This window comes from Myxococcus sp. CA023 (genome assembly GCF_010998615.1).
Lineage (GTDB): Bacteria > Myxococcota > Myxococcia > Myxococcales > Myxococcaceae > Myxococcus.
In genome coordinates this window covers 41668-66497 of sequence record NZ_JAAEAH010000056.1, presented here as the reverse complement: position 1 = coordinate 66497, position 24830 = coordinate 41668, and the positions used below count along the sequence as shown (strand labels likewise).

Annotated in this window: 21 protein-coding genes and 2 pseudogenes; 11 read left to right on the top strand and 12 right to left on the bottom strand. The window is 65.7% G+C overall.

All coding sequences use genetic code 11. The features are described 5' to 3' along the window. A partial coding sequence (locus F8M74_RS37520) for a hypothetical protein (RefSeq protein WP_205604100.1) occupies positions 1-303 on the bottom strand: 303 nt, incomplete at its 3' end. A 416-nt stretch (positions 304-719) separates the two neighbouring features. Between F8M74_RS37520 and F8M74_RS24005 the strand changes: the two genes are divergently transcribed. Then, positions 720-1484 carry a hypothetical protein gene (locus F8M74_RS24005; RefSeq protein ID WP_141254418.1) on the top strand — a complete coding sequence of 255 codons (765 nt, stop codon included), beginning with the start codon at positions 720-722 and terminating at the stop codon, positions 1482-1484. 349 nt (positions 1485-1833) lie between these two features. Here F8M74_RS24005 and F8M74_RS24000 read toward each other — a convergent pair whose 3' ends face one another. Further along, positions 1834-2313 (bottom strand): (2Fe-2S)-binding protein, encoded by a 480-nt coding sequence (locus F8M74_RS24000; protein ID WP_141254419.1) that lies wholly within the window; start codon positions 2311-2313, stop codon positions 1834-1836. 2 nt (positions 2314-2315) lie between these two features. After that, positions 2316-4472, bottom strand: coding sequence for a xanthine dehydrogenase family protein molybdopterin-binding subunit (locus tag F8M74_RS23995; protein ID WP_141254420.1), 2157 nt, complete (start codon positions 4470-4472; stop codon positions 2316-2318). Positions 4473-5321: 849 nt separating this feature from the next. Here F8M74_RS23995 and F8M74_RS23990 point away from each other — a divergent pair. The 3 genes and pseudogenes from F8M74_RS23990 to F8M74_RS23975 all read left to right on the top strand — a co-directional run bounded on the left by F8M74_RS23990 (position 5322) and on the right by F8M74_RS23975 (position 8356). After that, positions 5322-5795: a hypothetical protein gene (locus F8M74_RS23990; RefSeq protein WP_141254461.1), complete on the top strand. Its 474-nt coding sequence runs from the start codon at positions 5322-5324 to the stop codon at positions 5793-5795. 148 nt (positions 5796-5943) lie between these two features. Continuing rightward, entirely contained in the window at positions 5944-6144 is a 201-nt protein-coding gene (locus tag F8M74_RS23985; protein ID WP_228560058.1) for a hypothetical protein, read from the top strand. Between the two features lie 1060 nt (positions 6145-7204). Beyond that, positions 7205-8356, top strand: a pseudogene (locus F8M74_RS23975) (transposase). Positions 8357-8359: 3 nt separating this feature from the next. On the opposite strand, the gene F8M74_RS23970 reads toward F8M74_RS23975, so the two are convergent. After that, the gene (locus F8M74_RS23970) at positions 8360-8647 is read right to left on the bottom strand and encodes a winged helix-turn-helix domain-containing protein (protein WP_228560056.1); all 288 of its coding nucleotides are present in this window, start codon (positions 8645-8647) and stop codon (positions 8360-8362) included. 221 nt (positions 8648-8868) lie between these two features. Next, entirely contained in the window at positions 8869-10254 is a 1386-nt protein-coding gene (locus F8M74_RS23965) for a DUF2079 domain-containing protein (RefSeq protein ID WP_141254421.1), read from the bottom strand. Between the two features lie 1233 nt (positions 10255-11487). Here F8M74_RS23965 and F8M74_RS38040 point away from each other — a divergent pair. From F8M74_RS38040 to F8M74_RS38560, 5 genes are all read left to right on the top strand, one after another. Further along, positions 11488-11643 carry a hypothetical protein gene (locus F8M74_RS38040; protein WP_228560054.1) on the top strand — a complete coding sequence of 52 codons (156 nt, stop codon included), beginning with the start codon at positions 11488-11490 and terminating at the stop codon, positions 11641-11643. Positions 11644-11655: 12 nt separating this feature from the next. Beyond that, positions 11656-11988, top strand: a complete 333-nt coding sequence (locus F8M74_RS23960) for a MarR family winged helix-turn-helix transcriptional regulator (RefSeq protein WP_228560052.1) — start codon at positions 11656-11658, stop codon at positions 11986-11988. Next, entirely contained in the window at positions 11985-12761 is a 777-nt protein-coding gene (locus F8M74_RS23955) for a DNA alkylation repair protein (RefSeq protein ID WP_141254422.1), read from the top strand. Before F8M74_RS23960 ends, F8M74_RS23955 begins: the two co-directional genes overlap by 4 nt. A gap of 11 nt (positions 12762-12772) precedes the next feature. After that, complete coding sequence (locus tag F8M74_RS23950) at positions 12773-13069, top strand: DUF6616 family protein (RefSeq protein WP_141254423.1); 297 nt, start codon at positions 12773-12775, stop codon at positions 13067-13069. A 179-nt stretch (positions 13070-13248) separates the two neighbouring features. Beyond that, positions 13249-13905 carry a CatB-related O-acetyltransferase gene (locus tag F8M74_RS38560; RefSeq protein ID WP_141254424.1) on the top strand — a complete coding sequence of 219 codons (657 nt, stop codon included), beginning with the start codon at positions 13249-13251 and terminating at the stop codon, positions 13903-13905. Between the two features lie 502 nt (positions 13906-14407). On the opposite strand, the gene F8M74_RS23940 is transcribed toward F8M74_RS38560, so the two are convergent. The 6 genes and pseudogenes from F8M74_RS23940 to F8M74_RS38025 form a co-directional block, all read right to left on the bottom strand. Beyond that, a complete protein-coding gene (locus tag F8M74_RS23940) occupies positions 14408-15859 on the bottom strand; it encodes a hypothetical protein (protein WP_141254425.1) in 1452 nt (483 codons plus the stop codon). Positions 15860-16065: 206 nt separating this feature from the next. Further along, a complete protein-coding gene (locus F8M74_RS23935) occupies positions 16066-17382 on the bottom strand; it encodes a DUF1254 domain-containing protein (RefSeq protein ID WP_141254426.1) in 1317 nt (438 codons plus the stop codon). Between the two features lie 232 nt (positions 17383-17614). Further along, the gene (locus tag F8M74_RS38030) at positions 17615-17851 is read right to left on the bottom strand and encodes a transposase (protein ID WP_141254427.1); all 237 of its coding nucleotides are present in this window, start codon (positions 17849-17851) and stop codon (positions 17615-17617) included. Positions 17852-17975: 124 nt separating this feature from the next. Beyond that, positions 17976-18125: pseudogene (locus F8M74_RS38690) on the bottom strand (transposase); the annotation flags it as partial. Between the two features lie 246 nt (positions 18126-18371). Beyond that, on the bottom strand, positions 18372-18929 hold the full coding sequence (locus F8M74_RS23925; protein WP_141254428.1) for a dihydrofolate reductase family protein: 558 nt from the start codon (positions 18927-18929) through the stop codon (positions 18372-18374). Positions 18930-18938: 9 nt separating this feature from the next. Further along, entirely contained in the window at positions 18939-19475 is a 537-nt protein-coding gene (locus F8M74_RS38025) for a hypothetical protein (protein ID WP_228565703.1), read from the bottom strand. A 168-nt stretch (positions 19476-19643) separates the two neighbouring features. Here F8M74_RS38025 and F8M74_RS23915 point away from each other — a divergent pair, with 168 nt between their 5' ends. Then, positions 19644-20651: an IS701 family transposase gene (locus F8M74_RS23915; RefSeq protein WP_228560050.1), complete on the top strand. Its 1008-nt coding sequence runs from the start codon at positions 19644-19646 to the stop codon at positions 20649-20651. Positions 20652-21257: 606 nt separating this feature from the next. Here the strand turns inward: F8M74_RS23915 and F8M74_RS23910 are convergent. Beyond that, complete coding sequence (locus F8M74_RS23910; RefSeq protein ID WP_141254429.1) at positions 21258-22388, bottom strand: acyltransferase; 1131 nt, start codon at positions 22386-22388, stop codon at positions 21258-21260. A 1284-nt stretch (positions 22389-23672) separates the two neighbouring features. Between F8M74_RS23910 and F8M74_RS23905 the strand changes: the two genes are divergently transcribed. Further along, on the top strand, positions 23673-24830 hold the full coding sequence (locus tag F8M74_RS23905) for an HlyD family secretion protein (protein ID WP_228560048.1): 1158 nt from the start codon (positions 23673-23675) through the stop codon (positions 24828-24830).

The following is a 24830-nucleotide window of genomic DNA, read 5'->3' as shown; positions in this document are numbered from 1 at the left end:
GAGATGGGTATAAGAGACAGGCGGGGGGCAGGGGCCCTGCGGATGGTTGACGCGCGTGGTGGAACTGCCTGCGGCCTGCGTGGAGGTGGTCGCCGGAGTGCTGAAGGTGCTGATGCCTTGATGGGATTGGAGGGCAGTCTGGGTGGGATTGGCGGGGACCGGCCTGGGGGGCCTGCTCTGGTTGACGACGTTCGCGTGGTCGGGGAGCGTCGTCGCGCGGTTCGGAGTGGGACGCAGTCCTTCCTGGCGAGCGTTGGAGCGAGGGCGGGTAGGCGTGCTGACAGGCTTGGTGATTCGGGACATGGCTTTGATGCTCCAGTTTCCGAGCGGCGCCGGAGGGTGTTTGGAAATTCAGCCCCACTCTTACCACCCGCGCCAGCGGAGGTGTTGCCAATCGCCCTCCCGTGCCCGACACGACGCCTGATTGCCAATTCAAGGCCCATTATCTCCTTTCGGACAGTGCCTCGCCATGGAGGCCAGAGGGATGGCGCGCTTCTTGGGTTGAGGTCTGGGAATACTCGCCTGGGTGGAGTGGTGGCGGAGGCCGATTCGGCGCTCAAGCGCTATGCGTGCTTGTACTTACTTCAAGGTTGCGTGTGGCGAGGTGTCTTGCGTCTGTCTTCATGGAGGGGGTAGGGTTCGTTCGGGGTCATGTGGCTGTCTTGTGATTCCGGATGTCCGCGAGCCATTGTGGTTTGCGTAATGCCTGGAGATTCGAAATGCGCCGTTTCTTGCTGATTTCTGTCTTGGGGCTGGCCTCTGCCTGTGGTGGGCCGGACACGTCAATGGATGCCGCCGAGTCCCTGGGGGAGAGCCGACAACGCTTGGCTCTGATGGACTATCAGGCCTCCAATACTACGAATGCCACGAATCCAGCGACGTCTGCCCACTACAATGTCGACCTTGTCGCCAATGAAGCAGTCATGATTGGAACCTGCGGCCTTAGCGATGCGACATTCACCGGCGACACGCTTCTGCGCCTCTACAACTCCAGTGCGACCGAGGTAGCGAACAACGACCAGAATTGTTATGGAGATGGTTCGAAGCTCAGCTATACGCCGACCATCAGCGGAAGCTATCTGATCCGTGCCGGATGTTGGAGTTCGGGTTCGTGTACGGGAACAGTCGCCATCGCTCGACGCAAGGGAGCGCCGGTATTCTTCAGTGCCTCCAACACCAATAATGCCCAGGTGAATACCTTCAATAAGCAGTACTCGTTCACGGGTGGTGAGGTTGTCCGCGTGAGCACCTGTGGGGTCAGTTCCACGGGGGCTGCTGCTTCGGGAGATACGTATTTGAGGCTCTACCGCAATGTGAATGGAGTCTTCACTTTGGTCGCCTCAAACGACACCGCTGCGACGCTTGGCTGCGGGACTGCGGCTGAGATTGTCTATTCTGTTCCTGCTTCTGGCTACTATCAGTTCCGCGCTGGCTGTGCGGGCAACACGGCCTGCAGTGGAAATGTGACGGTCTACGTGGAGTAGTCACGAAACGCTGATTGCAGTGTTGGACGAGAGTCCGAGGGGGCTCATGCTGCGCGTCGCGTGACGACGGCGCGCGGCAATGCCTTGCGAGGCCCTGTCCTCAGTGGTCACCCAAAACCGGCCAATGGGGAGGGCCGAGACGTTGACGCCCGGGTAGGACGTGGAGTCCGCCCGGGGATGGGCAACGTCGTGGCCCGCGCCGTCGCGGACGTCTTCTTGAAGGGGCGGGAGGCGCCTCCGCGTGTGGCCGACAACGTGACGGCCATGCTGTTGGGGGTTCACCTCTTCGAGGAATTCGCTCGGCTTCATGGAGCGCCTCAACGCGGCGGGCGCCCTGGCCTTCTCGGTATCACCCGCCGCCCGCGCCGCTTCGCAGCAGCAGGGCGGCGCGCTTGATGGCGGCGCGGATGCGGACATAGGTTCCACAGCGGCAGACGTTGTCGCTCATCGCCGCGTCGATGTCCGCGTCAGAGGGCTGGGCGTTCTTCTTGAGCAGCGCCACGGCGGCCATGATCTGCCCCGGCTGGCAGAAGCCGCACTGGGCCACGTCCTCGTCCATCCACGCCTGTTGCACGGGGTGCAGTCCCTGGGCGCCCAACCCCTCGATGGTGACCACCTCGCGGCCAGACAGCCCACCCACCGGGTGGATGCAGGGGCGGAAGGCCTCGCCGTCCAGGTGGCTGGTGCACGCGCCGCACACGCCCACGCCGCAGCCGTACTTCGGGCCCGTCACGCCCAGCACGTCGCGCAGCACCCACAGCAGCGACAGGTCCTCGGGCGCCTCCACCGACACCGTCTGGCCATTGAGGATGAACTGATGTGCCGCCATGCTCAGACTCCCTCGTCGAGGATGGGAAAGCGGGTGGGCATCGAGCCTCGCGCCCGGGCAATGGCGTTGGTCAGGGCCGCCGCTGCGCTGGGATAGCCGAGCTCGCCCACGCCGCCCACCCGGTCATCCGAGCGGACCAGGTGCACCTGGATGTCGGACGGGACGTGCTTCATGCGCATCCAGCGATAGTCCGCGAAGCTGCCCTCGCGCACCGTGCCCGCGTCGATGTGGATTCCCGCGCTCAGCGTGGTGGACATCGCGTCCACCGCCGCGCCCTGGAGTTGGGCCTCGATGCCCTTGGGGTTGATGGGCAGGCCGACATCCGCGGCGATGACGATGCGCAGCACCCGAGGCGTCCCTCCGGTGACGTCCACTTCGATGAGGTGGGCGATGGCGCTGTCCCACTCCTCGAGGACGGCGACACCCTGGGCGACACCGGGTGGCAGGCTTCGGCCCCACTGTCCCTCCGTGGCGACCTTGTCCAGCACCGCCTTGAGGCGATTCGAAGTGAGCCGCTCGCGTCGCAGCGCGACGGGGTCCACCTGGAGCTCGCGGGCCAGTTCGTCGACGAAGACTTCGTTGGACACGCCCACCTGGCTGGTGAACACCGAGCGGAACGACGCGGTGGGAATCGGAATCGCCACGTCGCGCAGCTCGTGGCTCACCCATCCGAAGCCGTAAGGGAGCTTCTGGGAGAGTGCGAAGAAGACCGCGCTGGTGACCTCGGGCAGGACCTCGCCGGCCAGCGCGGTGATTGCGTCACCGAAGCCGTGGGGGAACTCCACGGTGGGAATGGCGGCGCGGTGATGCCAGCCCAGGACGCGCCCGCCCGGGCCCAGGTAGGCGAGGATGCGGTGGTGGCTGGCGGGGCGGAAGTGGCCGTGGCGCATGTCATCGTCGCGGCTCCACATCAACTTCACCGGTCTGCCGATGGCCCGCGAGACGAGCGCGGCCTCCACCGCGGCCTCGGTGAAGAACCTACGGCCGAAGCCGCCACCGGCCCGGGTGATGTGCACCGTCACTCGCCACGGCGTGAGCTCCCAGCCGAGCGCCCGGGCCACTTCGCGCTGCGCGTATTTGGGGTCCTGCGCCCCCAGCCAGACCTCCGCCTGTCCACCTTGCACGCGGGCCAGGCAGCTCTGCGTCTCCATGGTCGCGTGCGCCAGGTAGGGGAAGTCGAAGCGTCCCTCAAGCGTCCGGGTGGTGAACAGCGGCGGCAGGGGCCTTGGGCCGATGCTGTCGCGCAGGCGGGTCCGGATGTCCGCGTCCGACAGCGCGCTGGCGGGGCCGGGCGTCCAGGTGATGCGCAGCGCCGCGCGCGCCGCGAGCGCCTGTCCGAAGGTCCGGGCCACCACCGCCACGCCGGTGCCCAGGGGCACCACCGCCACCACGCCGGGCATCGTCCGCGCCGAGGCATCGTCGACCGACTGGACGGTGCCACGCAGCGTGGGGGGGCGGGCCACCACCGTCGGCAGCGCCTCGGGGATGTCCAGGTCCAGGGCATAGCGCGTGGCGCCCGTGACGATGTCCCTCGCGTCGATGCGTCCGGTGGGCTGGCCCACCAGCTTGAACCGGCTCACGGGCCTGGGTTGGCTGGAGACCGCGGGGAGCAGCACGCGAGCGGCGTCCTCCGCCAGCTCACCATAGCCGGCCCGCCGCCCGTCGGGTGCGCTCACCACGCCGTGCGCGGTGGTGAGGGTGTGGGCCAGGACGCGCCAGCGCAGCGCCGCGGCAGTGACCAGCCGTGCCCGGGCCTCCGCCGCTGCGGCGCGCAGGGGGCCCGTGAGGAAGCGCATCGTCGACGACAGGCCGGTGAGTTGGATGGCCCAGCGAGGGTCCGCGTCGGCGCTGCGCACGTCGACCCTGTCGAGCGCCATGTCGAGTTCCTCGGCGACGAGCATGGCCACGGCAGTGGTGATGCCCTGGCCCATCTCCGTGCGAGGCAGGGTGGTGACGATGCGCCCATCGGTCTGGACGGCGAGATAGAGGCTCAGCGCCGTCGTCGCCCCTTCCGGAGGCTTCGCCGCCTCGGCCTCGGGTACGTCGAGCCCCAGCCGGGCGGCAATCATCAACGTGGGAGAAGCCATGACCCACGTCAGGAATCGACGGCGGTCCAGCCCCTCGGAAACGGTCGCGTCTGACTTGAGCGTGTCCGCCATGGGTCAAAGTTTCTCACACTCTCTGCGTGGGGCCAACAACGCGAAGCCGTGCGTTCACTCGTCCCCGACACGCGTGCCGTTCGTGTGAGGACTGTGCAGCCTCGTCCCCACGCTTTGGTGCCGCAACGAGAATCCACTCGCGCCATGGCCTGCACGGAAAACGCGGAGGGATGCCAGTTCTCGGCGACATCGTCCACGACCGGATTCTGCACCGGCATCACGGGACGGTAGACCCGAGTGTCGTCCTGCTGGTTCCGCTCAGTGACGAGCCTATGAGCCAGCCATCCACGTGGACGGACGTCACCTGGCCGCCCTGCTCGAGCTGCTTGTAGCCATCCGTCATGCTGCCCAACGAGAGCATGAGGTGCGTATGGAGATGCAGCGCGCAGGTGCGCGAGGAACATGGGATAAACGGACTTGGAGCCCGCTTCATCCAGGAGGAGCACGGCGGTGCCGTGGCCCGCGAGCGTGTCCTGGGTCCCTGCGTTAGGGACAATCACCCATGGAGACTTGCCAGCGGAACCTTGAACGGTGGGGTGGCTGGCGCGCGCGCAACGGCGACTCCTCAGCGGAGGACTCCAGCGGACAGCAGGCCCCAGAGAGGAATGCCCTACGGCTGGCACCCTTGGGGCGTAGACACGTGTGGGCATGTCCCCAAATGCGTGCGGGTGGCCTTTGTCATGGTGATGCCCCCGAGATTGTCGAGGAGGAGGTTGGTTGCGCGCTTCAATCGGGAACCGATTGAAGCTCCGCGAACTTTCAGCGTGGTCACGGCGGGATGCCTCCGGGGAGGCAAAGCCCTGGCGCGACAGATTCTGGGGACGGCAGAATGCGGCAATGGAACGGCGAATGACCTGTTTCTCGCTGCGCGAGCTCATCGTTGAAGCACGACTTGGCGGTGCCGCCGTCAGCATGGGCCGCGACGACGTACGCCAGCGGTTGGGAGCGCCGGACCAGTGGGGAGTCGAGGAGACTGTCGAGCGCGCGTCGATCTGGCGCTACGGGAACTTCGAGCTGCACTTCGGCGAGGATGGTCGCTGCTGGATGATCTTTAGCGACTACGCGCAAGAAGGCCTCGACGCCGGACCTGGACGCACGCTCGATCTGTGGCTCTTCGCCGATGGTCCTGATGACTCCGTTGTGTCGGCTCGCCTGCGCGCCGATGGCTTGAGCGTCGACGAAGGCATCGAACGTGACAGGCGCCGTCTGCGTGTCGGCGCCGCAAAGCTATTCTTCGATCACAATCATCTCGCAGTCCTCGTGGTGACGGGGGAGCCAGAGGCAACGCTGGGTGCCGCCGAAAAGTTGAGGAGAGGAGCGTGAGCCGGTGGAGTCCGGGGCTGCGCGCGTCCTGAAAAGTCAGAAGGCCCACCAGCGACACCTGGAGGGCCTTCCTAGGGGCGAACCGGTGAGGGAGGGAGAACGCACTCCGAGGCGCGGCGCCAGAAGTTGGCGCGCGGGGAAGGTGTGCGTGGAGTCGTTGCGTCTGGTGGTGTGCGGACGGCTGTTGGCGGTCATCAAAGAGCGCGGGATTCTGGTCATCGACGCGGTCATCGCGGAGCGCGGAAATCGGGTCATCGGCGAGCGCAGGTATCGAGTCGAGGCAACGCAAGACGGCCCCGCGCTGCGCTCCGATTGCGGGGCGCAGAGCGAGGCCGGTGGGCATCGGTGAGTCGCGGGGACGCTCAGCTCTTCCTTGCCTTGCGCTCCGCGCGTGATTCCTCGGCCATACGCCTGCGGTAGCTGTCGCCCTCGATGCTGATGATGCTCGCGTGGCGAGGGCCTGCCGTCCGTGCAAAGACGAGGGCCCTGCCGAGCCCCTCGGCCCGGACGTGGGTGCTTGTCCGAAGGCAGTGGAGAGGGGGCAACTCCCACCTTGGGAGAGTCTATCGGAAACGGGCATGATCAAGACAAACACGCCGAAGAGTTTGAGGAGATTGATATCGGTGCGGAGGACCTTCCTCAGTTCATTGACGACGTAATTCAAGGAGCCAAGGAGACCGAGGGAAGAGTCTTTGCCTTAGAGGACAAACGAACTGTATGCATTGACCCTGAGACAGAAACTGTTGTAATCCACGATCCAAACCATCCTGACTTGGGCGCCGCCTTCAGGCCGAGGGGGCCCGGTCACCAACGCATCCACTTTCAAGCGATACGTCACGAAACTTCGAAATGAATTGAAGTAGCTGGACGCGGCCGGAATCTGTCCATGCTGCGAAAATGTTGTAATTTGTGTGTACTCATGAGAATTCAGCCGCGATGTTCCGAAGCCGAACTTGCAGTTCTGAAGGAGATGACCGCGTACATGCGGGCTCACGTTTGGGTGGGTCGCGGTCATTCAGTCGAGCACAGCCTCGCACTTTGGCAGGGTCTGGCATACACCCTTGGCGAATACACGGGTGGGATTGACGACTATATATATTCTCTGTATTCCCGGGATGCGCTTGAGGCCACCATCGAAAGACTCCCAGGGCCTCACAGCGAACTGCTGCGGAGGTTGGTCAACGAAGCCGATGAGACGTTTCGCAAGGCCACCCGGGATGATGGAGGCCAAAGCCTGTCGGAATTCCTCATGCCGGAAGAGAACAGAGGTTGGTGGTACAGCCGTCGCCCGATCATCGGCCCACTGAATACTTATCTGGATGCGGTTGAGTAAGCGTTCAGGGGAGATGGGCGGTTGAAGAAGGAGCAGGCCAGCAGCCGGCGGGAGGCTTGTCGCTCGCTGACGCGGCGTGGGACATGAGACACGGCATGTCGTGGCCGAGGTCGACCCCAAGGATGCGCGCATCGCGGAGCTTGAGCGTCAGGTCGAGGCGCTGACTCGACTGGTGCAGAAGCTGCGGGAGAAGTTGCGGCGGAACTCGGGCAACTCGAACCGGCCACCGTCGAGCGATACGCCGGGGCAGAAGGCCGAGCGGCGCAGGCAGAGCGGGAGTGAGAAGAAGCGCGGTGGTCAGCCGGGATACAAAGGCCTGACACGCGCGCTTGTTGCCGAGGAGAAGGTGAGCGAGTTCACGCACCTCTTCCCGTCCGCGTGTGAGAATTGCTGGGCGCCCCTCTCGCCCGAAGGCGGCACGCGGGTGCGGCGGTACCAGTGAAGTGGAATTGCCGCCGCTCAAGGCCCACGTCACGCAGTGGGTGCGCCATGGCGTGGAGTGCCCCAGGTGCAAGCATGAGACATGGGCAAGCACCGCGCCGATTCCGACGTCGCCCTTCGGCCCGCGGCTGTCCGCCGTCGTTGGCCTTTTGACGGGCGTCTACCACCTGAGTCGGCGCTCGGCGGTGAGGCTTCTGGGGGATGTGCTGGGCATCGACATTTCGCTGGGGGCGGTGAGCGCCGTCGAGGCGCGCGACAGCGAGGCGGTGACGCCCGCGGTGGACGAGGCCTGGTCCCGGGTGTTGTTGGCGCCGGTGAAGCACACGGACGGCACCCAGTGGCTTGAGGCCGCATCGGCATCCTCTTCGACTATTGGGGACGACTGCGCAGCGGCGAGTTGTAGCGGGACACGCTGCGCGAGCGCATGGCCCCGGTGCGCACGCAGGTGGAAGCCCTGCTTGAGCGCGCGGTGGCCGCGACGCTGCCGCACGTCTCCGGCTCCTGTGAGGACATCCTCGAGCACCGAGCGGCGCTGTGGACTTTCGTTGACAGGGACGGAGTCGAGCCCAACAACAACCACGCGGAGCGCGAGCTGCGGGCCTTCGTGCTGTGGCGCAAGCGAAGCTTCGGCACCCAGAGCCCCCGAGGGAACCTCTTCGCCGAGAGGGTGATGACGGTGGCGCACACCGCTCGCAAGCAGGAAAAGACTGTGCTCGAATTCCTGACGGACTGCTGCACCGCCGCCCGGATGGGGGCGCCCCCGCCCTCGCTCTTCGCCGCGCTCTGAGCGCTACGCGGCCTTCTTTCCCATCGGGAAGTACCGCGTCGCGTTTCGCTCACCGGCGCTGCGCACACGGCCCTCCTTCTTCAGGCGCATCATCGGCCGGTGCAGCGACCGAGACCTCTCGCCCATGCGAGCGGCCAGGACCACCATCGTCTCGCCAGGGCACGCCTGTACGGCTTCGAGCAACCGCTCCGCGAGGTAGGCGACCGCGCTCGATGGCCGCCGGACTCTCGTCCTTCGCCGCTGCGTCGCCACGTCTGGCGAGGCAGTCAGCGCTGCGAATGCGCGCTCCACCGCCGCCTTTCGCGGACCCGTCTTTCAAGCTTCGCTTCCAGCGTCGCAGGGGTTTTCGTGCTCATCCGCTACGGGTTGCACACCGCGACGCGGGCCTCAACACCACCCCTGAACGGCTACATTACGAGCGGTCGTTTAGAGCCTCGGCATCGCAGGGCATGCCCCTGCGGTCATCGGAGTCACAGATATTGAAGTGGAACTACGCTCAATAAGTTGTAGGGTCAGCGGTGCGCAGTAAAGCGCCCTCGCGCCATGAAAACGTTCTCGTCATCGATAATGACTTGCGTGCTTGCATCTGTGCGCCAGACGTCGATGAGTTCCCGCACTCGCGTGGAGGTGAGGGGCCAGACGTCACCATGCGGAGGCTTCTCGACGAGCACCCACTCATGGACGCGCCCCTCGTCCGGCTGTGGGCCACCCACGGCGTAAATCTCGCTGCGGTCCGCCAGCAAGGCGACAAGGTTGCTGCTCAGCAGCGCCGAGCCCTCGCTGTGCTGGGTGAGCATGTCCACGCCCCGAGAGAGGCTCGCCAGTCGCTCCGGTGTCCTGGGACAATGACGCGGGGAGGTCTGGGGAGAGACAAGAGTGCTCGTGAGCTTCCGCAGGTTCGGCTCGTTGCTGGCGAGGAGCACCACGCTGGTGGAGGCGATGACCCACCAGGGCGGGCTCCGGGTGCGGAGGACAGGCAGGAAGCCCATGAGCGCCGCGGCGACAACCGATACGCCATAGTGAAACCGCCAGGCCATGGCGAGGAAGCGGATGCCCAGCATCGGGAGCAGGACCAGCAGCCAGGTCCAGTCGGGCCGCAGCCGTTCACGCCATGCCCAGACCCCCAGTGGGACGAACAGCAGCGTCAGGGTGCCGATGCGCGACACATGAGGCGGAGCCAGACGGAGCGAGAGATAGTGGACCCAGCCTCCATCCATCCCCTGTCTGAGGCGGAAGGTGTAGTCCACGGTGGGGCCCAGGAGCCAAGGGCGCAGCCCATAGACCCATGCGAGCCAGGCGAGCGACAGCGCCCCCACGAATGTCGCGAGGCGTCGCTCCCCACGCAGGAACAGCGCGAGGGTCAGCATGACGCCTCCGAAAGCGAACTCCTCCTTGCAGGCAAACAGGAGAACCAGCGACGCCAGGAGCAATCCTTGGCGGCGCAGATGGAAGGCCAATCCCGTCAGCACCCAGGGCAGCACGGACCACGTCGTCGGGTGGACAGGGAACTTCATGGCCTCCACCATGCTGGGACTCAGCAGCAGGAGTGCAGCGAGCAGAACCAAGGCATTGCGGCTCAGCAACCCCTTCAAGTGGAGCCAAAGCAGGGGGGCCACGGTGAGCAGCACGAAGAGTGCCTCGACGACCAACGCGGCCCACATGGGTGGGATTATCCGCGCCAGAGGATGTGCCACCCAGAGGATGGGGTCGAAGTGGTCGTTGAAGATGAAGACCTGCCGCGCGCTGATCCACGGGTTGGGCTCCGCCAACGACAAGCGCGCCACTGCCTGGGAATAGATACCCAGGTCGAAGTTCGGGAAGCATACCTGCGCGGCCTGAAGCCAGACAGGGAGGACGACGAACACCCCCCAGATGAGGACCACGAGAAGCAGGGCCATGGCCCCCAGCCCGTGCCGCACGCGTCCGGGGCTCGAATCACTAGTGGAAGGAACCATGGCGCCAAGTCGAGGCGATGCTGGCAACGGTCGTGGGCTCGTGCCGATTATCGCTCTCCTACGGTGTCAGGTCCCACAGGCTGTGTCACGGCTTTGGACGAAGGGGACCGCCGGAACAGAGCCATGCGTCCTTGTCAAACTGCGTCGGGACGTTGTTGAGCAACAGCAGAACCTGGACTGGGCGTTTGGCGACTCCGCGGTGCGTGCAGTGGCAGTCGCGGGGCCCAGAAATTGAAGTTGGGTGAAATGAACGTCGACTGAGCAGGAGTCGCTCTAGCGGCAGCAGGCACGAGCCAGCAAGCCTGATTATGCCGTAAGGCAAGGTTTTCGATGGGCTTCTGGCCTTCGCGAGCAAAGCCGGTCGATGCTCATCGCGAGGACAAAACAAAAAGGCCCTGCCTGGTTAGGGCAGGGCCTTCGTTTTCTTCAGCTCCCCGATTGAAGCCCTGCGCGAACTCGTTCTCGGCTTCTCTCTAGAGACTGCGACGGAAAATACGAGAGACATCATGGGGTTGCGTGAAGTCGGGAAAATTCGGGGTCCGATTGAGTGTCCGCAAACTTCGCCGCGACTGTTCGCGGATATTGCGAATTGGGGATGACGTCCAGCATCCACCAGAAGGGAGAGGGTAGGTGGATGTCGCATAGGCTTGGGTGGGTCTTGGGGGTCTCATCTTGCCTCATTGGCGGGCGCCACCAACTCCTGCGTGTCCGGCCCTTCCCATGCGCCCTGGTAGAAGCACTGCCGGCCACGCATTCCGCAGGAGGCATCGCTCAAGGCTGGTGGTCTTCGATTGACCGCCGTACCTGCAGCCAGCGCGCTGGGGCGCTCCTCACGAAGCTGGTGGGCTGAGCGCTGGCTGCGCGCGTCTCCATCGACGACGCCTCGCGATCCCGCACGCGTTTGGACGGAGAGCGACGGCGAGGCGCATTTGGGCGTGAAGCGCCCGAGGATCTTTCCACCCATCACATCGGCCCCGCCGGCATCCGGAGCTGACTCTTCAAGAGCTCCGCAGAGGCTGTAGGACGCCGTTCGCGCAAGCGCGATCTCCTGCCTTTCGGCGAGAGTAGTTCCAGCCACACGCACGGTCCGCGAGCGGGCTTCCACAGGAGAGTGACTTGACGGCCATCGGTTCTTTCTATAGTCGTTAGGTTCCTGACGATAAGGGGGCGTCGAGAATGAACCTAGAGCAGAAATACGAAGCTCTCCTGAACGAAGCGCAGCGGCGGCAGCTCCCCGACGTGGACAGCATCCGCTTGGTCTTTCAGACGCTCTCGCTGGCCTCGACGGTCGACAGGGATTGCGCGGCGTTGCTTGCGCCCCACGGCCTCTAGGAGGGCCGCTTCATGCTGCTGTTCCTGCTCGACGCTGTCGCCGACTCCCCTGCGCCCAATGAACTGGCCCAGCGGGCGGGAGTGACCCGCGCCACCGTTACGGGGCTGCTCGATGGGCTGGAGCGCGAAGCGCTGATCGAGCGGCGGGCCGACTCCCAAGATCGACGTGCGTTGCGCATTCGGCTGACCCGCAAGGGCAAACGGGCGGCGAAGCAGGTCTTCGACCCGCACGGACGCTGGATCGCGAGCCTGTACGGCAACCTGTCGGCGGCAGAACGCGGGCAGCTCGCGGCCCTGCTCGGCAAGATCGCTGGCAACTTGACCGCGAGGAGGACCGAGCCATGAGTCCGCCCCGTCCTCGCAAGGGCGCGACTCGTGCCGCCGACATTCCGCCCGACGTGTTGGACGCCTTGTCGCGCGGTGAGATGCAGACCGCCACGCTCGCCGAATGCATGGCGATCGACCAGGCTCGCCTGCTGCGGGCGGTCTTTCCCGAGCTCTCCGCCGATGCGCTGGCGACCGCCGATGCCGCCTGCAAGCTCGGCATCCTCAAGCGCATGAGCACGATCGGTGCGCTGCTTCTGGAGGAGCTCGGCACTGCCGGCATCGAGCGCTCCCGGACGCACGGCGCGGACATGGTGCGCGGGTGGGCCTGCTTTATGATCGGCGCGCATCCCGAGCTGGATCTGCCGGCCCGGCTGGTCGCCATCCGCCCGCTGGCTGATGACTCGCATTTCGGTGTGCGCGAATGGTCATGGATGGCGGTGCGGCCCCATCTGGCGCGGGAGCTGGACGTGGCCATCGCCGTGCTCGCGACCTGGACGTCTTCGCGAGCCGAGTTCATTCGTCGCTTCGCCAGCGAGGCTCTTCGCCCGCGCGGCGTGTGGTCGGCTCACATCCCAGAGTTCCAGCGAGAGCCAGGCAGAGCACTCCCGATCCTCTCGCCCCTGCGCGCCGATCCGTCCACCTACGTGCAGGACTCGGTGGCCAATTGGCTCAATGATGCCGCCAAGACCCAACCAAGCTGGGTGCGCGATCTCTGTGCCCAATGGCAGAGAGGCGACCCTGCCGACGCGACCCGCCGTATCTGCAAACGAGCTTCACGCAACCTGAGATGAGGAATGACCGAATGTCTCAGTCTCTCGTCGAACTATATACTCCCAACGCATCCTGGAAGGCGCTGCCCGCCGAGCGACGCCAACAATTTCTCGACGGCATCCAGACCGGGATGGGCGGACCGTCCAGCCTGGGCATCGAAATGCTGGCCTTGGGCGAGACCGCTCGCAGCGTCGAACGCGCCAGCGAGCACCGCTTCCTCGGGATCTGGCGCGTCCCCGATCAGCAGGCGCGGGACGCGCTGCTGGCTGGGAGCAAAGCGAGCGGCTGGTACGACACTTCGATATGTCAAGCGGCTGGAATGTATTGACCCCCTGATCCTGAGCCATGCCGTGCCGCCGCCGCAAGATCGGTCGCGGTGCACGGCAGTAGCGCCTTCGAAGCGTATAGGCGTCAGGCAACGTGCGCCCGGCGACGGGCTCCATAGGTGCTTCGGTGGAAGTACTCCCCCGGGGCGAGCGCCATGCTGGCGAGATTCGAGAGCTCGCGATGACGAAGCCGTGCAAACACTGGTCACAGGTCGAGTACCTGCACGAGACAGTGCGCAACCCCAATATCCATCTGAGCGGAACCCACAGCTACTACTCCGGCGCGTGGGATGGTGCGTTCGAAGAGCAAGTGGTGCGCTACCTGTACGGCGATGCGTGGAGCAGGTCGGCCGAGACGGGCTGGAGGCCGCTTTGGCACATCGATCAACTGCACATCGGGGACTATGTCCAGATTGCTTCCGGCGTGAAGATCATCATGGGGGGCAACCAGACCCACAACACCGACTTCATCAGCACGTACCCCTTCTCCGATCCTGCTGCGCTCCAGCACGCCTATCGCGCTGCCGGTGACACGCGCATCGGCAACGATGTGTGGATCGGGATGGAAGCGATGATCATGCCGGGCGTGACCATCGGCGACGGAGCGATCATCGCCGCCCGCAGCCTGGTCACCCGGGATGTGCAACCCTACTCGATGGTAGCGGGCACACCCGCTAGAGAGGTGCGCCGCCGCTTCGACGAGGCGACCATCGAGCGGCTGCTCGTGCTGGCGTGGTGGAATTGGCCCCAGTCCAAGGTGCAGGCGCTGCTTCCCGTCATCCAACAAGGCGACGTTGCCCTTCTAGAACAGGCTTCCCGCGCCTGGCAGGAAGGTTGACCCTGCGCACAGAACGACTGCGTCGAGGGAGCGGACATGTGGCACTCGTTGCGGTCCACGCCGACGCTCAGAGCAGGCAGGCGCCCGGAGCGCCCAGAATGGCAGCGGCCCGGCCACCGAGAGGGTGACCGGGCCGTTTGGATTGGTTGCGGGGGCCCGATTCTGCCCTCGGAGTCATCCGCTCTGGCGCTCACCTCCGCACGGCCGGAGGCGGGCCCCGGTCTGCGGGGAGGCGAAAGAGGGGGATGTGGCCGAACTTCAAGGACGGGCAACACCTTGGGCGACTCCGCCCCTGCTTCGCAGAACCAGGACCTCGACGCACTTGCGCGCGCCTCGCTCACTCGCATTGACGCATGCATGGCGCAGCGACCGAGTTCCGGGTAGGCACAGCGTGCAAACGGTGAACATGGACGTTCTCAGTCTCGGCTCGGATGCAGCCGTCGCTGGTCGTGGCTTGAAGCTGCGTGAGCCGGTTGGAGCATTGGCGCGAGGTCGAATCCCGTCATCCGGGAGGCAGGTCCCATTCGACGCGCTCATAGGCGGAGGCGGACACCTCCAGCAGGCGCCTGCTGGCGGTGTCGAGCGGCTCTGGGGATCTGATGCGCAGCGCCCGGGTACTCCAGTGCGCCGCGACGCGGATGGCCTCGGCGAGCTCCTGGCAGCCCCGTTCCGACAGTTGCCACTCCAGCGCGGCCATGACGGGGACTTCCGCCGAGGGCTGCACATCGAGCCACCAGAGTAACCGTTGCCCCGCCGAGAAGCGCTCCAGTCGCCGACCCAGCGCGGAGGTCGCGTACTGGCGCACCACCTCCGGGCTGGCCCCGTTCAGGATGAGCCATGAGAGGCGGGGCAGCGCGGCCAGAGAGGTGTGCAGCGGCGCTGCCTCGGCTCCTTCATCTAAGAATGTCTCCAGTTGCCGCACCGGGAGCGGGTGCATGCCCAGCCCTACGGCGAGGGCGTAGGGCACGGCATCCAGCACCGTGACGTTGCGCAGGTTCGGGTGTGTAAGCCAGTCCGCCAGGTGTTTGTCGCCCCGCCAGCTCCATCTGATTTGCTGGACGGTCAGCCAGAATCGCCCCGGCGGTGGCAGGCGCTCCCCAGACTGCACTTGCAGCACCACGAAATAGGGAAGGCCACGCCACAAGTTGGCAATCATGGGCCGGGGCTCGAGCAGGTCTGTCCACCGCGCGGCATATTGCCGGTCCAGGGCGATATGCCGGGACACGTCGGGCGCACGCTGGAGTTGGTGCATCATGAGCTCACCCACGCCCTCTCCCAGCTCCAGCAGATGGTCCGTCAGGACCAGTCGCGGCCCGTCGTCGTCCAGGTTGGCCACGACACAGTCATAGAGTTCATCGAAAAGCTGTGGGCGCGGGGCCCGCGTTTCCGCACGCCTCGCGAGGGCTGCTTCCAGCGCCTCCGCGTGGACGGAGGCTGTCGAATCCAGCACGGGGACAGGCTGCCTGGTGAGAAAATCGAGGGTGAGCTCGAGCCGGTCCTTTATCGGGGTCTCAGGAGACAGGCTCGCGGACAGCGCGCGCAGCGGACCGATGGCGCGTGGGTCCTTCACATGGCCCAGCGCGTTGCAGACGCGGCGGCCGAGTCTCGGCTCCTCATGGAAGACGGGGCGTGCCGCGAGGTCCAGCAGCGCGGGAGTGAACCGCGGGTCCGGGGGCTCGCCCAGAAGTTCATCCACCGCGAGCGCCACGCTGCGTGTGTCCTCGGGACCCGCTTCCTTGACGAGCGCTTCGAACTGCCTCACCTGGCTGAAGTGCCGATGGTAGGCGGAAAGGCCCGCGGCGGCGACCTCGGAGAGTTGCTCGGCGAGCCGTGCGATGCACTCGGCGGGCGCTATCTTCCACGCCTTCAGTAGGTGCTGGAGCACCTCCTCGTACGCGTGACGCTCGAACGCCTCCCTCGCGCGCTCGAGGTGTCCTGTCAGGGTTTCGCTCACAACGGAGAGCTTACCTTCGGAATAACCGCGCACACGGGGCCAACCCACGAAGGATTCAGCCAGGCCATGAGTCAGGGCAGTCTTAAAGGTCTCTGCGAGACACTTTGGGGAGCAGACTGACGCATGGACCGGCGGCTTCAGGGGGGCGAGGGCAGGTGACGTGGGCCCTCCTTTTGTATATCGATGGGCGCTCGGGAGGACGACCGTCACGAGTTGGAGCTGTTGACCTGGACCAGACCGGGCGGAATGTAGGACGTAGTCTCCGGGCCGTAGATGCGAAGCACGATATAGAACGAGCCACTGGGTGGCGAAGGCAACCAGTTTGGCATCTTGGGGCCGGCGGGGGCGTTGGCCTGGACGTAGAGTGTCACGGAGCCGTCGGCTGCGACGGTCAGGTTCGACTGAGTCCCGAGCGAGTAGCGATCAATGCTGTTGGGGACCAGGAATTGATTCGCCCCGTACATGGTCAACGACCAGAAGGCCGAGGCAGGGGGAAGCTGGCCCGCGGGGAAAGTCACCGTGTACCGATTGGCGCCGTCGAGGGGCTTCGAGTGGGTGTCCTGGTAGGCGCGGTAATAGAGCGCCTCTGAGGGCGAGTTCGCGTAGATCCCAGCACGTGCGATCATCGACCGGAAGTCGTAGTCGGTCCACCAGTCCGTGCCGAAGTAGGGGAGGTTCACCTCCGGCATGTTCCAGCCATTCTCGACGGCGCCCTCCTTGGTCTTGTGTGTGATGGCATTGCTGGCCTCGAGTATTCCGCGCTGGAGCGCACCGGCCAATTCCGGATCAAGCGTGGAGGGATTGAAGGGCAGGCCGGGCCCCACGCCAATCCGTGCGAAGCGCTCGAGAAGCGGTGCATCTCCGGCGGGCGGGGTCTGGAAGGTCAGCGCCAAGTTGAGGTACTCGAAGAATGCCAGCGTTGTGACGAATGAGGAGGCGGCCGGCAGGAAAGGAGTTGCAGGCGCAGGCGCGGGCGCGGGCTGGCCGAGGAACTGGGACAGCGGGACCAGCGCGTACTGGTCCATGATTGCCTGAGCTGCCGGGATGTCGCTGGGCCCCAGGATTTGCGTGCGCCCGAGCAGGAAGATGTAGCGACCCGGGACAGGGATTACCGTCGCGTTCGGGACGTTGCTGGGCACCATGCCGGGGGGCGCAAGGACGTAGTTGCCCGCCGCCGTGCCGGTTGTCAACGAGCCAACATAGTCAACGTTGTTGGTGCACGCATCGATGATCTGGAAACTATAGTAGCGCGGTGGATTTTGGGGCACCGCCGGCACCTGTAGCACCATCGGCTCGGCGCCCAGGTCGAGCCATCCCTGAGAGTACGCCGTGTCGTTGTTGGGAGTGATGACGGTGGTATCGCTGGGACCGTAGAGCTGCGCCTTGCCGTAGAATGTATTGAATTGCTGTTGGACGGCGAGAGTGCTCTGCCACAGGATGGAGTAGTTTTCGGCCAGCGGGTAACCGTACATGAAGGCCTGGTACGCGAGCGCCTGTGCTTCGTCGGGGGGCAGAGGTGTCATGGTGGCTTGGACTCGCAGTGGTGGGGTGGGGGCAATTGCCGACAGCGCCAAGCTCAAACATGCCAGCGCCGTCGATATGCTGCCTGCTTTGGCGGGGCACTCTGGCAGTCCGTGCGTCGAGGAACAAGGGCAGATCAGACGGTCAGGTCCCGATTCTTGTGTAGCTGGCCAGGAGGGGGATTGGGGGAGGAAGGCTCCTTGGCTGCATGATGCAGAGGAGTTTGGGTTGACTTCAGCAGGGCCACGTTAAGGTATCTGCGGTCATCCCAGACACCGGTGACTTCAAGAGCGACGGCGGTGAATAGGCGCAGAGCGCTGTCGCGGTCTGGGAAGCCCCGACACCACGGATGCTGCGCTTCACCTCGCCGCGGAGGCGCTCCAGGCCGTTGGTGCTGCGCAGGTGCTGCGTGGCCGTGGGGAAGGAGAAGAAGCAGGTGGCGGTGGCGAAGCCCTGCCGCAGGCGCTGCATCGCCCCTCGGGCACCTGACGCCCCAGCCCCTCCTGCCGCCTCCTGGAGGCCTGGAGAGTCGGCGCCTCGAAGAGGGCCGACCTCTACTTGCTGAGCTGTCCACGCAGCCGCCAGAGGGTGCTTTGGCGAGGACGTCCCGGGCGAGGTGCACCGTGCAGCGCTGTAACTGGGCCTCGGGCTGCGCCTGTCGGGCCGCGGCGGCCAGGCCCGCGTGTCTATCGGCGCTAATGATCCGCACGCTCGTCAGTCCCCACTCGAGCAACTTGCGAAGCAGCTCCCCCCCTGTGTCAGGAAAGATGTCGCCTCAGCGTGCGCGCCTCGCTCACTCGCATTGACGCACTGCCGGACTGGTCTTGACGCGCGCGTGACGCAGCGACCGAATTTTGGGTAGGCACAGCTCAACAGGCCCCATCACTCTGATGCGTTGGGTGAGCCAGAAAGCGTGGGCCGGGAGTATACGGGGCCGCCCCGCTCTAGGGAGGATTCGGCTCCCTGCTCCCGGCGGGCGGGGCCGGGCGTCTCAGCGCGCGCGCCGGTAGTGCATGGCGACCGCGCCGCTGCGGAGCGGCTTCGCCGAGACCAGCTCGAGCCGTCGCGTGCTGGGCAGCCCGCTCTGGTACAGGGTCGGGCCGTGGCCGGCGATCCTGGGGTGGACGAGGAACTTGTACTCGTCGATCAGATCCAGCCGGTCCAGCTCGGTCGCGAGCTTGCCACTACCGAGGAGCACGCCGGCCGGGGTCGCGTCCTTGAGCTTCTGCACGCCCGTGCGCAGGTCGCCGGCGATGTGGTGGCTGTTGGTCCACGGGAAGTCCTTTCGCGTCGACGACACCACGTACTTCGGCTTGGCCTCCAGCTTGACCGCCCACTCGCGCATCGCCGGCGGCGCCTCCTCGTCGCCGCGGGCGACCGCTGGCCAGTAGCTCTCCATCATCTCGTAGGTGACGCGGCCCCACAGCATCGCCCCGCCCTCGTCCATGAGGCGGGTGAAGAAGGCGTGTGTCTCGTCGTCGGCGATTCCCTCCTGGTGGTCGACGCAGCCGTCCAGGGTGACGTTGATGCTGAAGGTCAAGAGTCCCATGCGGCGAGTCTAAGCCATACACCCCTGGCGATGGAACGGCAGGCCGTCGCAGAACTTGTCGCTGAGGATGTGCGCCAGGAGCGAAGGTGTCGCGAGCGCGCGCGGCAGGATCTGCGGCGGCAGCGGTGCGGTCACGATCGTCGGCTCGGCAGTGTCCGCCGCGTCGGCGTCGCGGTACTTGGCGCGGGCGATGACCATGCGGACGTGGCTCGGGCGCCGCCAGGCGAGCTGACAGCTCTCCTCCCAGCCGATCCTCGGGGCGGAGCCCTCGAGCAGCGGGGCGGTCAGCTCGATGCGTTCCTCCGGGAGGTCGGCCTCGCGTAGATCGCGACGCCCAGCCGGCTTGCGCTTGCCGCCAGGCGGGCGCGCCCCGCCCGTCTCGGTTGGATCCGCCGGCGCGGACGCAGCGGGCTGTCCGAGCTGCTGGTTGAGCGCGTCGAGTGCCGCGAGCTTGTGGGCAAACTCGAGGCCGAGCTGGGTCGTATCGAGCCGCTCGGTTTTGGCGACGAAGAGCCGGCGCCGCATCAACTCCAGCTCGTGCTCCAGGTTGCGGTAGGCGAGCCGCAGCGTGTCGCGCTCGACGGTCAGCGCCGCGACCGCCGCGCGCTTAACACTACTGCGTCAGGGGTAGGCCGAAGAGGGAATGGGCGACGGAGGGCTGGTCAGGCAGGCCCTCTTTGCATTGGCCGCCATCCTCCCCACTCTGAAGCAGGTATGGACTCCTTCATGAACGCCGCCGCGGTGCAGCGGCTTGAGAGGTACTTCCAGCAAATCGGCGAGGTGCTGGGCGAGGAGAGTCGGCGTGGCTCGTTCGCCCTCTATGCGATGGGCCTGCTGGGGGATGGCGAGCGCAAGAGCGTGGAGCCCCTGGCCGCCCGCGCGTGTCCGGACCCCGAGCGGGTGGGCGCCATGCACCAGCGCCTGTTGCACTTCGCGGTGGATTTGAAGTGGAGCGACCGGGACGTGCGGCGACAGGCTGCGAGGGATGCGCTGGAGGCGATGACGCAGCAGGAGTCGGTGGAAGCTTGGATTGTGGACGACACGGGCTTCTTCAAGCAGGGCAAGCATTCGGTGGGCGTGCAGCGGCAGTACACCGGCTCGGCGGGGAAGATTACCAACTGTCAGATTGGCGTCAGCCTCAGCGTGGCCACCCGCACCGAGCACCTGCCCGTCGACTTCGAGTTGTACCTCCCCGAGTGCTGGGCCAACGACGAGGCGCGTCGCCGCGAGGCCCGCATCCCCGCAGATGTTTCCTTCAAAACCAAGCCCCAACTGGCGCTGCGAATGATTGAGCGGGCCGTGGAGGACGGGGTGGCTCCGGGCGTCCTCCTGGCGGACACCGCCTATGGCAGCTCCAGCGACTTTCGTGCGCGCCTTCGCTCGCTGGGATTGAATTACGCAGTCGCGGTGGCCCCGCAGACGACTGTCTGCCGCCTGAATGCGAAGGGCCGTCCCGGAGAGGACGCGCAAAGCGTTTCGGACCTGGCCCTGCGCCTTCATGAAGGGGGCGGTTTCCGACGGTGCACCTGGCGCCAGGGCACGCAAACGCCTTGTCGGCACGCTTTGCCCTTCGTCGCGTCGTCGCCGCAGGCGTCCCACTGCGAAAGCAGGAGCCCCTTCAGTTGCTCATTGAATGGCGCGACGGAGAACCCGAGCCCGCCAATTGCTTCCTGGTGTCCCTGCCAGAGGGCCGGACGAAGAAGCAACTCATCCGTCTGGTGATGTAGCGTTGGAGAACCGAACGCGTCTACGAGGACCTAAAGGGGGAGTTGGGCCTGGACCATTACGAAGGTCGCCGTTTCCCCGGCTGGCATCACCATGTCTCCGTCGCGCTGTGTTGCTACGCCTTCCTCGTGGCGGAACGCACGCGGCGTTTTCCCCCCTCGGCCCGACGGGCGGCTGAAGCCCACGCGCAGTCACTCTCGGCCTGCGCGCCACTTCCACGACAGCTTCATCACCGCTCGGCTCGCCATGGCGCGGGTGATTGCCACCTGGTTGCCTCGCTGCCCCACCTGCCACCGCACGAACCTGGGGCGCGCCTCACGTCGCCTGCCAGGCCTCCCGGTCCACCCCTCCGGCCCCTGACGCAGTAGTGTTAATCACGAAGGCCCCGCGATTTTCATCGCGATGCCCATATAAAACGAAAGGGCCCTACCGGTTGGTAGGGCCCTTCGTTCAGCTCCCCGAATGAAGCCCTGCGCGAACTCGTTCTCTGAGCTCTCTCTAGAGGCTGCGACGGGAAAAACGAGAATCATCATAGGGTTAGGTGAAATCGGGAAATTCGGGGTCCGATTGAGTGTCCGCGAACTTCGCCTTCGTCCGCCCCAGCTAGCGCGCCATGGTGCTGGTGTCCACCAGGGCGGCGGGTTGGGGCGAAGGCTCGGGGACGAGCCGCGTCTCCAGCAGCGAGCGCCACTTCAACGAGGGCCGTTCCACGCCGTGGTGCAGAGCGAGCGACGCGAGCAGCACCGCCACTGCGCCCCCCAGCAGCGTGACGGGGTGGAATGCGTCCATGCCATAGGGCTCCAGCGAGACGCGGACTCCGTGCTGCACGGCCTTGTGGGTGAGGTAGACGGTGAAGCTCAGCACCGCGAAGGTTCTTGCGCCGGGGATGCGGGCGCACACGCGCGAGGCGGTGGGGCCCGCCATGGCCATGAGCAGCGCCGCGTAGCCTAACGACGTCATGGGGAACGCGAGCATCGTGTGGGCCAAGTACCGAAAGTGTTCTTCGTTCATCCAAAACACTCCGCCCAGGCACACGAGTCCCACCAACGCCAAGCCTCCGGCGCGGGCCCCTCGTGTCCAGCGCTCCCATGCCGCGGGTCGGAAGACGCGCAGCGCCGCGAGCAATACGCCGCACGTCAGCCCGTCGAGCCGCGCGTACGTCGGGTAGTACAGGATCGTGTCGTAACCGCGCCACCCTGCGTCACCCGGCCCGAGCAGCGAGAAGTGGCGCTGCCACAGGCCGCCCCGCAGGAGCATGCCGGCCACCATCAACCCCACTGCGCCCGCGAGGAGGTGCGGTGCCCGGACGCGCCCGCGCAGCGCGAGCACGGTGAGGGGCAGCACCAGGTAGAAGTGTTCCTCCACGCACAACGACCACGCGTGGGAGAAGCCGTTCAGGCGCAGTCCGAAGTTCTGCGTGAAGGTGAGGAAGCGCCACGCGGGCGTCTCCACGGGGCGTTCACTCCACGCGGGAATGAAGAGGTACAGGGCCACCACGATGAGATAGGGTGGCAGGATGCGCAACGAGCGCCGCAGGTAGAAGCGCTTCAGGGACGGTGTCTCGCCCCGGGACGCCGGCTCCAGGAGCTGCGAGCCGATGAGGAAGCCGCTCAGCACGAAGAACAGCTCCACGCCCGTCCATCCGAAGTTGGCGAGCATCCGATAGGTCTCGTGGCCGTCGGGGCGCGGGTAGTGGAAGAGGACGACGATGAGGATGGCCAGGCACCGGAGCAGGTCCAGGCCGGCGAGGTGGCGCGGTTCGGTGGCGTTCAGCGGAGTCGGCTTTCAGCGGTGGGGGTGCGCTGGATGCTAGGCGACATCGCCAGAAGTGTGGCACCAAATCCCACGCCCCGATATTCTTCGCCATGTCGTGCTTTCGGGAAAGCGGAGTGGGCCGGAACGCCGTGCTTTTCGCGAACGCCAAGGCAGGATTCCCCGGCAGATTCTCCCGCCGCTGCTTCCACTTCAACCACTGCCTGCCTTTGCTTTCGGGCAGGGCCTTCTTGCTTTCAGGTCCTCTGCGTACACAGCGCCGTACGGGCGGCACCCCTGCACGCTCTTCCCGCTCTCTCTCCGCGCCCGTCAGTACATGCAGTTCCGCCACGCGCTGCGTGGACTACTTGCTCAGCCAGTTCTTCAAGGAGGCGGAGCGGTACCGGCCCTGACTCGGAACTGCTGCTCGTCGCGCGCCAAGCGGTGTCGGTTGGCGCGCTGGGGGCACAGGCGCAGTCTGCCAACGTTTGCCGAATTGAATCCGCCTCTCTTGGGGCTGACGGCTGCTTTCGTCGCGGTAATTGCCCCACCGGCGCCTCGCTCACTGGCATTGACGCACTGCTCAATGTGGCCTTGCCGCGCTCATGACGCAGCGACCGAATTGTGGGTAGGCACAGCGGCACACGGCGGAGCAGGGACAAAATGGCGGGCGAACCTGCCCGACTTGCAAAGTTGAGGTTGAGGTACCGCCCAACTCCGGGAAGCCACGAGACTGGCACAACAGCCACCCAGGAGAGCCCTGGCATATTCGGTTCAAGCGCATGAGAGGTTCTGGAGCAACCTGGCAGGAACGAGCACCTGCAAAATCAAGACGTTGCCAGTACCAGAAATAAGAGGAGGGGCTGATGGAACATCCTCATCAACCCCCCTCTGGTGATCGGAAACGAGGAACGACCAGCCTCAACAGCTGGTATCAAAACACCTGACTACTAGCGCGCCTTCGGGCCGCCGCGAACGTGGATCTTGATCTTCATGTCGTGCCTCCTTTCGAGTTAAACGCTAAGTGAACTCGAAGTTGGATGTCAAATCGAGCCAAAGATTAATATGTGGCGCATTGCGGCGATGCGGACGAAGTCCCGCGTCGCATCGAGGTGCGCGTATTCAGGCAATGGGAGCGTGAATCACAAAGCAGTGGCCGAGGTGTTGACAGGGCAAGACCATTAAGGAGACTTTTGTTCGCGGACCATGGCATATCCCTTCGAGCGGACCCTTCGTTCCCTGAACTACGAGTCGGACACGCGCCTCGTGTTCGTCGCTCTGATGGTGTTGTGCGCCGGCGGGCTCATCGCTTGGTCGCTGTTCGCCAAGGTCCCGCTCGTCAAGGCCAGCTCACAGGCCCGGATCGAGCCACACAACGCCGTCCATCGCATCGAGCCGCCCAGCGCGGGCAGGGTCGTGCTCTCGCAGCTCAAACTCGACCATGAGGTCAAGGAAGGCGACCTTCTCATCGAGTTCGACGCACGGGCCGAGCGCCTCGAGCTCGAGCGGAGTAAGGCGACGCTCGCCGCGACCGAGAAGGAGCTCGCCATCATCCGCCAGCAGATCACCAACAAGCACGAAGAGGCGGCTTTGACGGCACGGGTGGACGAGGTCGCAGTCAAGGAGGCGCTGGGGAGGGAGCAGGAGCTCGCGCCCAGGCACCGGCTCGCGGTGGAACGCGCGCAGCTGGCCCTCAAGAGCCCGACGGGCGCGGTCTCGGAGATGGAGAAGCTTGAGCGCACGACCGATGTCGACGCGCTCCGCTTCGCGCAGACGGCGCAGGGTCTGGCGCTCATCCGACTGCGGCACGAACAGAACGTGCGCCGTCAAGCCCTCGCCGCGCAGCTGCTGGAACTCGAGCGCGAGGCGCTGGGCGCCGAGGGGCGGATCCGGGAGCTTCAGGGCACCATCGACCGCCTCGAGTACCAGATCGAGCGGAAGCTGTATCGGGCGCCGGCCACGGGCCACCTGGTCGACGTGGCGGAGCTCGGCGCGGGAGCGTTCATCGCCGACGGGCAGCGGGTCGGCACCATCGTCGCGAGCGATGCCGAGGTGCGGGTGCGCGCCCGTTTCCCGAAGGAGGTCGTCGGATTGATCCAGCCCGGTCAAACGGCGCGCCTCAAGCTGGACGGCTACCCGATGACCATCTACGGGACGGTCCCCGCCAGGGTGACGGCCGTCGGGACCGAGCCCGGCCAGACCGCCACGCCCGAGGCCATCCCCGGTACGGTGCGCGTCGAGCTCAAGTTCGCACCGCCGGACGATCCGCGCATCCAGTTGCGCCACGGCATGACCCTGGCGGTGGAGGTCGAGGTCGCGCGGGCGTCGCCTGTCGCGCTGCTGATGCGGTCGGTCGGCGAATGGAATCCGGAGCCTGAAGAACGGCCCACGACCGTGTTTCGGCCCGAAGCCGAGGCCCGCTGA

Excerpts from the sequence above, each read along its gene's own strand:
- F8M74_RS24005 (WP_141254418.1), top strand. The coding sequence starts at position 720 with ATGCGCCGTTTCTTGCTGATTTCTGTCTTGGGGCTGGCCTCTGCCTGT.
- F8M74_RS24000 (WP_141254419.1), bottom strand. The coding sequence starts at position 2,313 with ATGGCGGCACATCAGTTCATCCTCAATGGCCAGACGGTGTCGGTGGAG.
- F8M74_RS23995 (WP_141254420.1), bottom strand. The coding sequence starts at position 4,472 with ATGGCGGACACGCTCAAGTCAGACGCGACCGTTTCCGAGGGGCTGGAC.
- F8M74_RS23990 (WP_141254461.1), top strand. The coding sequence starts at position 5,322 with ATGACCTGTTTCTCGCTGCGCGAGCTCATCGTTGAAGCACGACTTGGC.
- F8M74_RS23965 (WP_141254421.1), bottom strand. The coding sequence starts at position 10,254 with ATGGCCCTGCTTCTCGTGGTCCTCATCTGGGGGGTGTTCGTCGTCCTC.
- F8M74_RS38040 (WP_228560054.1), top strand. The coding sequence starts at position 11,488 with ATGAACCTAGAGCAGAAATACGAAGCTCTCCTGAACGAAGCGCAGCGG.
- F8M74_RS23960 (WP_228560052.1), top strand. The coding sequence starts at position 11,656 with ATGCTGCTGTTCCTGCTCGACGCTGTCGCCGACTCCCCTGCGCCCAAT.
- F8M74_RS23955 (WP_141254422.1), top strand. The coding sequence starts at position 11,985 with ATGAGTCCGCCCCGTCCTCGCAAGGGCGCGACTCGTGCCGCCGACATT.
- F8M74_RS23950 (WP_141254423.1), top strand. The coding sequence starts at position 12,773 with ATGTCTCAGTCTCTCGTCGAACTATATACTCCCAACGCATCCTGGAAG.
- F8M74_RS38560 (WP_141254424.1), top strand. The coding sequence starts at position 13,249 with ATGACGAAGCCGTGCAAACACTGGTCACAGGTCGAGTACCTGCACGAG.
- F8M74_RS23935 (WP_141254426.1), bottom strand. The coding sequence starts at position 17,382 with ATGACACCTCTGCCCCCCGACGAAGCACAGGCGCTCGCGTACCAGGCC.
- F8M74_RS38030 (WP_141254427.1), bottom strand. The coding sequence starts at position 17,851 with ATGCAGCGCCTGCGGCAGGGCTTCGCCACCGCCACCTGCTTCTTCTCC.
- F8M74_RS23925 (WP_141254428.1), bottom strand. The coding sequence starts at position 18,929 with ATGGGACTCTTGACCTTCAGCATCAACGTCACCCTGGACGGCTGCGTC.
- F8M74_RS23915 (WP_228560050.1), top strand. The coding sequence starts at position 19,644 with ATGGACTCCTTCATGAACGCCGCCGCGGTGCAGCGGCTTGAGAGGTAC.